This window comes from Leifsonia sp. McL0607, assembly GCF_049993355.1.
In the GTDB taxonomy this organism is placed as follows: domain Bacteria; phylum Actinomycetota; class Actinomycetes; order Actinomycetales; family Microbacteriaceae; genus Leifsonia.
This window is the reverse complement of the sequence record NZ_CP188253.1, coordinates 470516-481938: the sequence shown is the minus strand read 5'-3', so window position 1 is coordinate 481938 and position 11423 is coordinate 470516. Positions and strand designations below refer to the sequence as shown.

The 11423-nt window shown below is 65.3% G+C and carries 12 protein-coding genes and 1 pseudogene; 4 read left to right on the top strand and 9 right to left on the bottom strand.

Annotated elements, in window-relative coordinates:
* Positions 1 to 171: 171 nt before the first annotated feature.
* On the top strand, positions 172 to 609 hold the full coding sequence (locus ACPPVW_RS02290) for a hypothetical protein (protein WP_426624937.1): 438 nt from the start codon (positions 172 to 174) through the stop codon (positions 607 to 609).
* Positions 610 to 870: 261 nt separating this feature from the next.
* Here ACPPVW_RS02290 and ACPPVW_RS02285 read toward each other — a convergent pair.
* Positions 871 to 1487: pseudogene (locus ACPPVW_RS02285) on the bottom strand (dihydrofolate reductase family protein).
* A 103-nt stretch (positions 1488 to 1590) separates the two neighbouring features.
* Between ACPPVW_RS02285 and ACPPVW_RS02280 the strand changes: the two are divergent.
* The gene (locus ACPPVW_RS02280; RefSeq protein WP_426624936.1) at positions 1591 to 1818 is read left to right on the top strand and encodes an RNA-binding S4 domain-containing protein; all 228 of its coding nucleotides are present in this window, start codon (positions 1591 to 1593) and stop codon (positions 1816 to 1818) included.
* A 16-nt stretch (positions 1819 to 1834) separates the two neighbouring features.
* On the opposite strand, the gene ACPPVW_RS02275 is transcribed toward ACPPVW_RS02280, so the two are convergent.
* Positions 1835 to 2308: a DUF1990 family protein gene (locus tag ACPPVW_RS02275; RefSeq protein WP_426624935.1), complete on the bottom strand. Its 474-nt coding sequence runs from the start codon at positions 2306 to 2308 to the stop codon at positions 1835 to 1837.
* A 997-nt stretch (positions 2309 to 3305) separates the two neighbouring features.
* Between ACPPVW_RS02275 and ACPPVW_RS02270 the strand changes: the two genes are divergently transcribed.
* Positions 3306 to 4486, top strand: a protein-coding gene (locus ACPPVW_RS02270) for an IS3 family transposase (RefSeq protein ID WP_426624934.1) whose coding sequence is annotated in 2 segments (ribosomal slippage) — positions 3306 to 3572 and positions 3575 to 4486 — 1179 coding nt in all. Because the reading frame shifts where the segments join, the coding sequence is not laid out codon by codon here.
* Positions 4487 to 4724: 238 nt separating this feature from the next.
* On the opposite strand, the gene ACPPVW_RS02265 is transcribed toward ACPPVW_RS02270, so the two are convergent.
* Entirely contained in the window at positions 4725 to 5969 is a 1245-nt protein-coding gene (locus ACPPVW_RS02265) for an IS256 family transposase (protein WP_426624464.1), read from the bottom strand.
* A 362-nt stretch (positions 5970 to 6331) separates the two neighbouring features.
* On the opposite strand from ACPPVW_RS02265, the gene ACPPVW_RS02260 reads away from it, so the two are divergent.
* Positions 6332 to 6538 (top strand): nucleotidyltransferase domain-containing protein, encoded by a 207-nt coding sequence (locus tag ACPPVW_RS02260; protein ID WP_426624933.1) that lies wholly within the window; start codon positions 6332 to 6334, stop codon positions 6536 to 6538.
* Between the two features lie 610 nt (positions 6539 to 7148).
* On the opposite strand, the gene arfB is transcribed toward ACPPVW_RS02260, so the two are convergent.
* The 6 genes from arfB to ACPPVW_RS02230 form a co-directional block, all read right to left on the bottom strand.
* Entirely contained in the window at positions 7149 to 7586 is a 438-nt protein-coding gene (gene arfB, locus ACPPVW_RS02255; RefSeq protein ID WP_426624932.1) for an alternative ribosome rescue aminoacyl-tRNA hydrolase ArfB, read from the bottom strand.
* A 74-nt stretch (positions 7587 to 7660) separates the two neighbouring features.
* Positions 7661 to 8158: a SixA phosphatase family protein gene (locus ACPPVW_RS02250; RefSeq protein WP_426626235.1), complete on the bottom strand. Its 498-nt coding sequence runs from the start codon at positions 8156 to 8158 to the stop codon at positions 7661 to 7663.
* A 40-nt stretch (positions 8159 to 8198) separates the two neighbouring features.
* Positions 8199 to 8798 (bottom strand): hypothetical protein, encoded by a 600-nt coding sequence (locus ACPPVW_RS02245; RefSeq protein WP_426624931.1) that lies wholly within the window; start codon positions 8796 to 8798, stop codon positions 8199 to 8201.
* Complete coding sequence (locus ACPPVW_RS02240; protein ID WP_426624930.1) at positions 8791 to 9366, bottom strand: helix-turn-helix domain-containing protein; 576 nt, start codon at positions 9364 to 9366, stop codon at positions 8791 to 8793. The genes ACPPVW_RS02245 and ACPPVW_RS02240 overlap by 8 nt, the downstream gene beginning before the upstream one ends.
* 93 nt (positions 9367 to 9459) lie before the next feature.
* Positions 9460 to 10656: a DNA polymerase IV gene (dinB, locus tag ACPPVW_RS02235; protein WP_426624929.1), complete on the bottom strand. Its 1197-nt coding sequence runs from the start codon at positions 10654 to 10656 to the stop codon at positions 9460 to 9462.
* 77 nt (positions 10657 to 10733) lie between these two features.
* A complete protein-coding gene (locus ACPPVW_RS02230; protein WP_426624928.1) occupies positions 10734 to 11342 on the bottom strand; it encodes a TetR/AcrR family transcriptional regulator in 609 nt (202 codons plus the stop codon).
* Positions 11343 to 11423: the final 81 nt, after the last annotated feature.

The window sequence follows — 11423 nt, the reverse complement described above, 5'->3', positions numbered from 1 at the left end:
GAGGGCGAAGACGACTCGCCCACCGTACGCGGCCCCGAGGTCTTGGACCTCGGGGCCGCGCTGTCAGCCGCACGCTGCCGCCCCGAATACCGCCGCAATCCTCCAAGAGCTTTGTAACACTTCCTGCACGGCGTGAACGTCACCGTCATCTGCGAGTGACAACATGGGTTCATGAAAAGTCAGCTGACGTTTCGGAAGACGGTGATCGGAAACGGTGCGGTTTCCCTTGTTCCCGAGATCGATGGCGTTGCCCTGACGGAAATCGTGGCCAAGTTTGAAACCGGCTTCGATGACAGTCCGGTTGGAGGCTATGGCGGCATCGTGCCGCAGGCTTTTCGATTCGGTGATCTGTCGAAGTACTACTTGGGACTCGAGGAAGAACAGTGGCCGGCACCTGGCGAGGCGTGGCTTCTGGGTTGTGAATGCGGTGAAGCCGGATGCTGGCCTCTCCAGACCCGAATTGCCGTCACTGATACGACGGTTGTGTGGTCGGGCTTCAGCCAGCCTCACCGGAAGCAGCGAGACTACGCCGCCTTCGGCCCCTTCGAGTTCAACCGTGCACAATATGTCACCGCAGTGCGCGCTGCCGTCGTTGACCTCTTGCGTTGATCGACACCCATCTCGTCAACTGCGAATGCCCGGCCGCACCGTGCCCGAAATGCCATCTTCATACTTGTCGCGCCCCGATCGGGCTGTCGATCAGATAGTCGCAAGCGCTCCCTGCAAGAAGGGTGCCCGTTCAGTCAACTCGGGCGGTACGGCGGGAGATGTCCAACGCATCGTCGAGCCGGTGCAGGTGCGGTGCCCGCAGCTCATTAGTTTCTGCAATTGCTTGGTCGTCCAGGCGGACGCGGCGCTCGCGAACGGGGTTCAAAAGTGGTCCGAGTTTTTTCGAGGTCCTCCGTCAGGACCAATCGCGTCACGCCGTTGCCTACTGGGCCGGTATCGCACCGCGGTCACGCCCGACCGGAACTCGCGGCGGTCCACGAGCTCGAGCTGAATGCGCTCGTGCAGACCAGCGAGCAATGTCTGCCCATGCCCGGCAAGGACCGGTTGCACGACGAACACGTATTCGTCGATCAGTCCCAGATCTGCCAACGCGAGGGGAAGCGTTACCCCACCCACGAACAGGCCCTCGCCTGGCTCCTGCTTGAGCCGTTCGACCGCTTGCTGCGCATCGCCTCGCAGCAGCTCTGCATTCCAGTCCACTCCGCTCAGCGTGCTCGACACGACGTGCTTCTTCGCCCCATCGATGGCCTCGGCGAATGGGATCTGCCACTCATCATCCACGCGGGCCACGAACCCGTGGCCGGCCGCCGCCACGCCGACTCCATCATTTCGTAGGTCACCCGGCCGAAGAGCAGGGCATCGGCTCGCTCTATCTCAGCGGTCCAGTAGCGCATCGACTCCTCGTCGGGGGGAAGACCTGCCTCGTGGTGGCAGCAGCCGTCGAGCGTGACGTTGATGGAGTATCGAAGAGGTCTCATCTCGTTCTCTCCCTTGATGCGCGCAGCGGGTTTTCAACGGAGCGTACTCAGACTATCGTCCGTGCCTTCTCTGCGGTCGGCACGGGTGGGCTAGCATTTCGGAATGACCAATCCGGCTCCGATCGACGACGTCCCGATCGGTGGTGAGGTCATCCGCCTCGGGCAGTTCCTGAAGTTCGCTGGGCTCCTCGACTCCGGGGGAAACGTCAAAGAGGCCATCATCGACGGCTACGTGACCGTGAATGGCGAGGTCGATCGCCGCCGCGGGCGGCAGCTGCAACTCGGCGACATCGTCACCTTCGAGGGACGCAGCGTCCGCGTCTGCCCGTGATGGTGATGGGAACAGCTCAGCGGAGCGCGCGAAGGTAGCGGCGTCTTGCCACGACCTGGATGATGCGAAGCAGCGGATGCAGGATGCGCCACGGTTGCTGCGGCGCTGGACGGGTGAGCGAGCGCACGGTGAGCACGATGTCGCCGTCGGCCGTGTCGCGGTGCACGACGAAGGCCTCCTCGCCGTCGACGGGATGCCCGGGCAGAGTCCGGTACGCAAATCCGACCCGGTCGTCTTTCTGGACCACCGCGACGACCTCCACCGGCTCTACGATGGTCATGCCGAGCACACGCACGCGGATCCGCTCGCGCTGACCGGCCCGCACCGGAGCGTGGGAGTCGACCAGGAATCCGCTGCGTGTCTTCACCCGCCAGCGAAGAACGTCGTGCGCCGCGCGATGCCAGGCATCCCCGCCGTGTCCGACGACCGCGGAGATCTCGGATCGGCGGAACGCCGGCTCGCTCGACGCCCAGATGGGCGCTTCGGGCATCGTCACGATACGCTCAACGCCCCGACCTATTGCGCTTCGCCGTCGTCTTCGTGACGCTCGAGTTCGGTGAACCGGAGGTTCCGAATGACGCGCAGCGACGCTTCGTTCGCGAGCCGAGTCGAGACGACGAGCGAAGGATGAGCCGTTCGGTCGAGATCGGGCCACCAGGCCAGGTCACTCCGTCGAGATGCGTCATGACGCGAGCGTATCGGGTCGGTCGGCGAGGACGCGATCAGGTCAGGACGTGCCGTGCCGTGCGTCCTGCAGCGCGGAACGGTGTCGTCATTTGTGCCGTCGGCTCAAGATTCTGTCGATTCGAGGACGTCGTCTGCTGGGATTCCTGGAAAATGGTGGTCAAACGTTTACCCGTCACGGGGTTGCCTTTAGGGCGCCTCAACTCTCGGAAGGACCCTAGTGTCTGATAGAAACGTTCTGCAGGTGACGAACGATTCTCTAATCGTGAGGCCGAGGGGATTGGACCGCCTCTGGTGCTGCCGACGTGAAGTGGTCGTTCCGCTTCTGAGTATCACTGATGTCCGTGTCGAGCACAGCCCGAGCGGAATCCCCGTCGGTTGGCGTGGTCCAGGTCTTGACTTCATGGGAAAGCTGTCTGGGACTTTCCATCCGAATGGTGAACGGCACTTCTGGAACTACTCAGGTTCTGGCGTCGCGCTCGGAATTGGCATCGCTGAAGGGCAACACTTTCAGCAGTTGTACCTCTCCGTGGGCGATCCCGAGCGTTCGAAGCAAATCCTCCTGGACGCTATCTCTCATTTTGAATCGGCCTGACTTTCGTTCCTATCGGGAGCCTTGTCCGGCAGGGCCGGCTGGTCTGATTCTTGTTAAGCGTAATCCGCGTCTTCGACCTCGATGGGGGTGCGTATGTCGAGTTCGCCGTGGAAGCGGGAGTTGTTCCACCACCACACCCGGGCGTGAGGAAGGGATTGGTGACAATTGATCGTTACTGCCGTGGGGTGCTAACGGGGAGGATGTCATCATGCCCGCTCCCTATCCCAGAGAGTTCCGTGACGATGTCGTCGCGGTCGCCCGGCGCCGTGAGGACGGTGTCACGATCAAACAGGTCGCCGCGGACTTCGGTGTCAGCGCGGCGACGTTGCAGAACTGGTTGCATCAAGCCGATGTCGAGGACGGCAACCGTCCCGGTCGGACCGTCGACGAGGCGGCGGAGGTGCGCGAGCTGCGTCGTCGTAACCGACTGCTGGAGCAGGAGAACGAGGTGCTTCGGAAGGCGGCGGCGTATCTGTCGCAGGCGAACCTGAAGCTCGGTGGCTCCCCAAAATGACCTACCCGCTCCTTGCTGAGCTCGCTGCCACGGGGATCCCCGTGACGGTGTCGTGTCGGGTTCTTAAGCTCGCTCGTCAGCCATATTACCGGTGGCGCAACGATCCGGTCCGTGACGCGGACGTGCTGCGCGCGCACCGGATCAACGCCCTGCACGACGCTCACCAGGACGACCCGACCTTCGGTTACCGATACCTAGCCGACGAAGCCCGCCGGGCCGGCTGGCGGACGAGCCGGCGCGCCGCATGGAAACTGTGCTCCCAGGCCGGGATCCTCTCCTCCGCGCAACGCCGGCGGCGCGGGAAGGGGAAGAAGGCCGGCCCGCCGGTGTTCGACGACCACGTGCAGCGGCAGTTCCGCGCCGACGCCCCGAACCGGGTCTGGCTGACCGACATCACCGAGCATTGGACGAACGAGGGCAAGCTCTATTGCTGCGCGATCAAGGACGTCCACTCCAACCGGATCGTCGGCTACTCGATCCGCGACCGGATGACCGCGAAACTCGCCGTCGACGCGCTCCGCAACGCCGTCGCCCGACGCGGAGAGGTCGCCGGATGCATCCTGCACGCCGACAGAGGCAGCCAGTTTCGTTCCCGGGCTCTGGCCCGCGAACTACGCCGCCACGGCATGGTCGGCTCGATGGGCCGGGTCGGCGCCGCCGGTGACAACGCCGCGATGGAGAGCGTCTGGTCGCTGCTGCAAACCAACGTCCTCAACCAGCGCAGATGGTCGACCCGGCAAGAGCTGCGCCTCGCGATCGTGGTCTGGATCGGGCGGAAATACCACCGGCAACGCGCCCAGGACACCCTCGGCGGCTTGACGCCCATCGAGTTCGAAGCGAAGCTACCCCCAGCGCCACGAACGCTCGCGGCCTAAACCCAACCTGTCACCAGATCGTTCCTCACGCCCCCACTCGAGTGTCGCGAGTTCGACCTGCTCGACCGTCCGCCAGGGGCCTTGCTGGCGGATCAGTTCGGTCTTGTAGAGGTTGTTTACCGCCTCAGTCATCGCGTTGTCAAACGAGTGGAGCCTGCCCCGGTTTCCCGGACGGTTTCGGTCACGTCCCGTTGTGTGGTGGAGTTTCTCGACCACCGTGTGGGTCAGTTGTTCTAGTTTAGGCGGCGGTGAGTTCGGGCAGGGGTTTCACCTCCTCGATCGTGTCGGTGGGTGTGTTCATGGTCTTCAGCTCGAGCATGGAGGCTTCGGAGAAGTAGCGGCGGTCGCTGGCTTCCCATTCATCGTGTTGTTCGATCAGAACCGACCCGGCCAGGCGCAGCAGGGCGGCGGGGGTGGGGAACACGCCGACGACGTCGGTGCGTCGTTTGATTTCCTTGTTCACCCGTTCTAACGGGTTCGTGGACCAGATCTGTCGCCAATGCCTCTGCGGGAACCCCGTGAACGCGAGAACGTTGTCCTTGGCATCCTCGAGCATGGCGGCGACCTTCGGGTGGGAGCGGGTGAGCATGCGGGTCACCTCATCGAACTGGGTGAACACGTGCTCGGCGTTGGGTTGGGCGAAGATCGTGCGAATGATCGAGGCCACCATGTCCTGCGAGCCCTTGGGCACGATCGAGAGCACGTTACGCATGAAGTGCACCCGGCAGCGCTGCCACGATGCGCCCTGGAAGACAGTGCCGATTGCCTTCTTCAGTCCCGTGTGCGCATCCGAGATGACCAGGTGCACCCCGGAAAGGCCGCGGGCCTTCAACGAACGCAGGAACGCCGCCCAGAAGCCTTCGTTCTCGCTGTCGCCGACATCGAAGCCGAGGACCTCTCGGCGCCCGTCCGCGGCAACACCGACGGCGACGACGACGGCTTGGGAGACGATGCGGTGGTTCACGCGGGCTTTGCAGTAGGTGGCGTCGAGGAACACATACGGGAACTGCAGGCTTGCAAGGTCTCGGTCACGGAAGGTGGCGACTTCCGCGTCCAAGCCGGCGCAGATCCGCGACACTTCCGACTTGGAGATGCCGCTGTCCGCGCCGAGCGCTTTGACGAGATCATCGACCTTACGGGTCGACACCCCATGCAGATACGCCTCCATCACGACCGCGAACAATGCCTGATCAACCCGACGGCGCCGCTCCAACAGCGCCGGGAAGAACGTTCCCTGACGCAGCTTCGGGATCTTCAAATCCAGATCCCCAGCGGTCGTGGTCAACGTCCGCGGCCTCGTGCCATTGCGCTGGGTGGTGCGTTCGGCAGAGCGCTCGAACGGGCCCGCACCGATGAACGCGGTCGCTTCCGCGTCGATCAGTTCCTGGTAGAGAGCCTCAGTCGCGGAACGGACCCGGTCGGTAACATCGGTCAGCTTCAGTTGAGCAAGCAGATCAAGCAGGGCAGACTGGTCTAGAGCCATCGTGGTTTGTGTCCTTCGTGAGTAACTTTGATCGGTTCTCACTGACCATCCCACGATGGCTCTCCACGTCGACAGCGCGACGCCCAGAACCGGGAAACTACACCACCACCCGGGACGCGACCACGGTTTCGGGGTAGCGCACCTTCTGGCAGAAGGTCGGCGATCGCCGGATCTGTCGGCAGCCGCTTCTCCCCCAGGTCGGCGCCCTGCATGGCGCGGATCCGGAGCACCGTCGACGTGCCGTCGAGTTCGGGCCACTGTGGTCGATTTCGGTGTGCCGTCCGAGGTGGTTCGAGGCCCACCCAAGCCGTTCGTCGTGCGGGCACTTGTGCGGGGAACCGACATCGTCTTTGGTTGAGGACATGTTCTCGGTAGCAGAGCGATCAGATATCCGTGGCCGGCTTGTCGAGCGCGCCCGTGTCGATTCGCGCATCGTTGGAGCCGCTCTAGCCGGTTCGGCGGCCCGTGATGCAGAGGACGAGTGGTCCGACATCGACTTGGTTCTCCAATTGAATCCCGATGCCGATGAGCCGGCCGTGCTCTCGGACTGGACGCGCGGAATCGAATGAGGAGCTCGGCCTCGCTGACACGTTCGATGTCGTCGCGGGGGGAGTGCGCTACCGGGTCCATATGTTGCGCTCCGCTTTGCAGATCGACGTGTCGTTTTGGCCTCATGACCAGTTCCGTGCGACGGAACCTGGTTTTCGGGTTCTCTTCGGTACGCCGAACAGCCCTACTGAGCCGTGGCCGATGGATGCCGGCAACGAGATCGGCAGGGGATGGCTGTACGCCATCCACGCACGCTCCGCCGTCGCGCGGGGCAAGCTCTGGCAGGCCACCCTCCTGCTGGACGAGCTCCGGAACAGCCTCATCACTCTCACGTGCATTCGGGCCGGGCTGAACCCATGGCAGGGCCGCGGAGTCGACCAGCTTCCGGTCGAAGACCGCGAAGGCCTGGAAGCAAGCCGGGGCCCACATTACTGCGGAAGAGCTCGATGACAGTCGGATTCTGTTGACCCGACAGTTGCTGGATGAAATAGCAGAACACGACCGCGACCGTTTCAGGCGTCTACGTGAGGCGATCGACGAACTGGCCACATCTGTGCGCTAAGGAACCCAAACAGGGCGACACCCTCCTCTTGTCGACGCGTCTCCAATCCGGGCGCGATCCTTACGTGGTCAGTCGCGTGGGGGGCGACGCAGCCGCTTGACGTCGCTGCGCCTCATCTTCGCTGCCAGACGCCGTTGCTTGGCACCGCGACTCGGCTTCGTCGGTCGTCGGGCTGGCGCTGGCGGCAGGAGGGCGTCGGCCACGATGTCGGCCAGCCGAGCGCGCGCGGCTTCCCTGTTGCGCAATTGCGCGCGGTGCTCGGATGCCGCAACCGTCAGTATTCCGTCGACAATGCGGCTGCTCAGACGCTCGAGGAGTCGCTCCCGCTGGTCCGGCGAGAGAACGGCGGACCCTGCCACATCCCACACGAGTTCCGCCCGGGAGTCGGCGGTGTTCACACCCTGGCCGCCGGGACCGGATGACCGCGAGAACCGCCAAGACAGCTCGGACTCGGGGATCGTGAGTCGGGAGTCGACCCGGAGACCGGGCCGGTGAGCAGCAGGCATGGGTCCATCATCCTCGCCGTTCCGCCGAGGTGCGCGATGGCGCGAGCGTATTGGGCTCGACGGCGAGGGCGCGGTCAGGCCAGGACGTGGCCGTCCGAGCGTCCTGCAGCGCGGAGCACCGTCGATGTGGCGTCGAGTTCGGGCCATCGTCCCTCGACACCGAACTCGGCGATGCCGGCGGTGCGCATGATCACATCCTCGCCAGCGAGGAGCGAGGCGAGCTGTTCGATGCCGGGGTTGTGGCCGACCAGAAGCACTGTGCGGACTTCGTCCGGCACATCAAGCACCACCTCGAGGAGCCGGTCGGCGGGCGCCCCGTACACGCGGTCGTCGAATTGCGCAGCAGGCATATGTGCGAGCTGGGCGGACACGAGCTCCCAGGTCTCGCGGGCGCGCTGTGCAGGCGACACGATGGCCAGGTCGATCCGGGCGGCGTGGTTCGCGAGCCACCGCCCGGCGAGTGGGGCCTGAGCCCGGCCCCGTTTCGCCAGGTGTCGGTCGATGTCCGGGGCGGAGCCGGACCAGTCGGACTTGGCGTGGCGCAGGAGGATGAGAGTGCGCTGGTTCGTCATCACGCTGCCAGTGTGCCCACGATCAGGAGGCTCAGTACAGTCACTGCGCCTGTGGATTCAGCTCTACGTCCGGGAGGACCGCGGTCTGGAACTCTGCGCGGTGGGCCACGGCGCGTTCCACGAGCGCATAGACTCGGTCGTTCAGTCCATCGCCGGGGTAGTAGGCGGAGAAGATCGATTCGGCGTCGTCGGCGCTTTCGACGTCGAGCTCGGCGATGAGGCTGACGATATCGGCGGTGTCACGTCCGGGGCGACTCATCGCGGCGCGAAGTTTCATCGCGAGAAGCGCATCAGCGGGTGCCACCTCGACGCGGATGCCGCCGCGGTCGTACAGCGGCCTCCAGTCCACGGACTTGCCCCAATCGGGGAAGAACTGTGTTGCATTGGAGTTCAGCCAATCGGCGGGCCAATCGCGCTCGACAGCGATCCGCTCCGCAATACGAACGAGAGCGTCGTGCGGGTCCAAACGTGCGTCGACATCGACTGTTCGCCGCCGGTCGATGTGGGAGAGCGCGAGAGCGGCACCGCCCACGATGCTGATCCGGACAGGCTCGATCCCGGCGGCGCGGACTCGCTCGATGAGATCGTTGAGTGCCTCGATGAGCGAGTCGCGGTCGAGTCCAGGTCGTTGATCAGACACTGGCCAGCGTTCCCTCCTCGATCAGGATGCCGCGTTCCAAGAACTCCGGCGGCACGCGGGAGACGTCCGGTGCGTCGTCGAGCGGGTGCAGGTGCGGGGCACGCAGTTCGCGGTCTTCGGTAATCGCTTGGTTCGTCCAGGCGGCCGGGGGCAGGCCGGCCTGACGAAGCCGGTAGGCGACGGTTCCGGACAATGCGTCGTCCCAGTCTGGGCTGCCGGTGCTCTCTGGCTGGGCGACGACGAGCGCAGCGACGACCAAAGGGGCTTCGTTGGCCAGCCCATCGGAGAGGTCGAGAAGCGCCCGGAACGCGCCGTCTCTGCTGCCGTCGTGGAGCGAGGCCGCGATCCTCGCTGCGGTTTCGACGGCGCTCGGATGCGTGGTCGGGATGAGGAGGAGGCGGTGCTGCGCGGCACGCGCGAGGTGTGCCGCGGACGCGACCCCGGTGTCTCGCTTGCCGCGTTCCACGCCGGAGACGATCGGTTGGTAGGTATCCGCGCGGTCGGCGATTTCTGCCTGACTGAATCCTGCGGCTTTGCGGGCAGCCCGAAGCAGATCAGCGAATGCCATCCCGCTCACCTCCTCGCAATTATACTCAATTCAGTATAGCCGACTCTTAGCAAGCGAGTTGCGATGTGGTGGTATCAGCTGTTCGCTCTCACGTCATTCGTGTTCGGGTAGGAGCGGTGTCGACCAGCCGGGATCGCGGCCGAGTTGCGCGGCTCGCGCGACCGAGGTCGCGCCGAAGCGGTCGCGTACGGCGTCGAGGACGGTGTCGAGGCGTGCTCCGTCCTCCCAGTCGATCGGCAGCTCGGGTTGGAAGCTGTCGGACCGCCCCAACTGCGAGAGCGAGACGCCGATGAGGGTGATGCCGCGTTCCGTGATCTCCGGCTGAGCGGCCGCGAGCAGGCCTCGTGCGACGGCGAGTAGCACCGAGGTTCGGTCTGACGGGAAGCCGAGCGTGCGCGAGCGCGTGGCTTTGGCGAAGTCGCCGAAGCGCAGCCGCAGCACGATCGTGCGGCAGGTGCGGTCGCCGGCGCGGAGCCGACGAGCGAGTCGATCGATGATCTGAGTCAGGATCAGGTCGAGCTCCTCGGCCGTGCGTGAACGGCTTCCGAGCGCGCGCTGAGAGCCGATGGACCCGCGTCGCTTCGTGGTGTCGACCGGGCGCGGATCGCGCAGCCGGGCCAGCGCGTGCAGGTGCGCGCCGGTCGCCTTGCCGAGCAGCTTCTCGGCCGTCGCCTCTTCGAGCTCGGCCAGTTGGCCGACGGTGCGGATGCCGAGCCGGTGCAGCTTCTCTGCGGTGACAGCGCCGACCCCCCACAGCCGCTCCACCGGGAGCGGGAGCAGAAAATCCTGTTCGCGCTCGGGTTCGACCACGAGCAGCCCGTCGGGTTTGCTCACGGCGCTGGCGACCTTGGCGAGGAACTTGGTGCGCGCGATCCCGACCGAGATGGCGAGACCGACGTCAGCACGAACCCGCTCCCGCAAACGCATCGCGATCTGCTCGGGTGTGCCCGCGATGCGTCGAAGGCCGCCGACTTCCAGGAACGCCTCGTCGATCGACAGCCCCTCGACGAGCGGGGTCGTGTCGCGGAAGATCGCGAAGACGTTCCTGCTCGCCGCGGAGTAAACGTCCATACGCGGCGGGACGATCACGGCCTCCGGGCACAGGTCCCGGGCTTGCCGGCCGCCCATCGCGGTGCGGACTCCTCGCGCTTTCGCCTCGTAGCTCGCCGCGAGCACCACGCCGCCGCCGACGATGACCGGCCGGCCGCGCAGGGCGGGCGCGTCGCGCTGCTCGACGGAGGCGTAGAACGCGTCGAGATCCGCGTGGAGCACGGTGGCCTCGCCCCGCATCTCGCCCTCCGATCGATCGCACGTTCACAGAATGGTCGCAGGGACCGCGGACATCGGTCTGGGCGCGCGGCCTCGTGTCAGCCGTGCTGCAGGCCCGAGCAGAGAAGCTCGGCGAGTGTGGTCAGGTCTTCGAGCGGGTCGTCCACCTGTTCTCGCGGCTCACTCCCGCTCGACTCGTCGTCGAGCGGCGGAGTCGTGACGATCGCTCCCCACGCGAGTGCGGCGGCGCGGAGTCGTCTGCCTCCGACCGGGACGGGGAGGCTGCCGGCCAGAACCTTCTCGATCGTCGCGTACAAGGCTCGCCGGTGCGCGGCCAGTTCGGCTTTGACCTCGGGATGCGAGTGCTGCTCTCGCCAGACGATCACGCGGATGACGTCGGAGTCGGCCTGCACCCGGAAGAGCTTCTGGCTGAGGTTGAGCAGGGATCTGACGGGGTTGCCTGGTTCGATCAGTGGATCCGGGTCGATCCTTCCCGGCCCCAGTCTTTCGCCGACCAGTGACGCGAGGATGTCCTTCTTGGACGGGAAGTAGTAGAACAAGAGGCCCTTGGGAACCTCTGCTGCCTGGGCGATGGCTGAGGTCGCCGTGGCATCGAAGCCGTGTCGGGCGAAGAGGCTTTCGGCCGCGTCGAGTATCCGGGTGCGTGCCTCCCTTGTGTTCTCCACCGTCTGTCGCCGCTTCGTCATCGGGCGAGGGGCCGGTGGCCGGCCCCTTGCGATCGGTTGTTCTGGTGAGTGCCTGCGAGTGATGCATCCTCGTCGCCGGTT

Bases quoted from the DNA above. Each gene is read 5' to 3' on its own strand.
- ACPPVW_RS02290 (WP_426624937.1), top strand. From the start codon at position 172: ATGAAAAGTCAGCTGACGTTTCGGAAGACGGTGATCGGAAACGGTGCG.
- ACPPVW_RS02280 (WP_426624936.1), top strand. From the start codon at position 1,591: ATGACCAATCCGGCTCCGATCGACGACGTCCCGATCGGTGGTGAGGTC.
- ACPPVW_RS02275 (WP_426624935.1), bottom strand. From the start codon at position 2,308: ATGCCCGAAGCGCCCATCTGGGCGTCGAGCGAGCCGGCGTTCCGCCGA.
- ACPPVW_RS02265 (WP_426624464.1), bottom strand. From the start codon at position 5,969: ATGGCTCTAGACCAGTCTGCCCTGCTTGATCTGCTTGCTCAACTGAAG.
- ACPPVW_RS02260 (WP_426624933.1), top strand. From the start codon at position 6,332: ATGTTCTCGGTAGCAGAGCGATCAGATATCCGTGGCCGGCTTGTCGAG.
- arfB (WP_426624932.1), bottom strand. From the start codon at position 7,586: ATGCCTGCTGCTCACCGGCCCGGTCTCCGGGTCGACTCCCGACTCACG.
- ACPPVW_RS02250 (WP_426626235.1), bottom strand. From the start codon at position 8,158: ATGACGAACCAGCGCACTCTCATCCTCCTGCGCCACGCCAAGTCCGAC.
- ACPPVW_RS02240 (WP_426624930.1), bottom strand. From the start codon at position 9,366: ATGGCATTCGCTGATCTGCTTCGGGCTGCCCGCAAAGCCGCAGGATTC.
- dinB (WP_426624929.1), bottom strand. From the start codon at position 10,656: ATGCGGGGCGAGGCCACCGTGCTCCACGCGGATCTCGACGCGTTCTAC.
- ACPPVW_RS02230 (WP_426624928.1), bottom strand. From the start codon at position 11,342: ATGACGAAGCGGCGACAGACGGTGGAGAACACAAGGGAGGCACGCACC.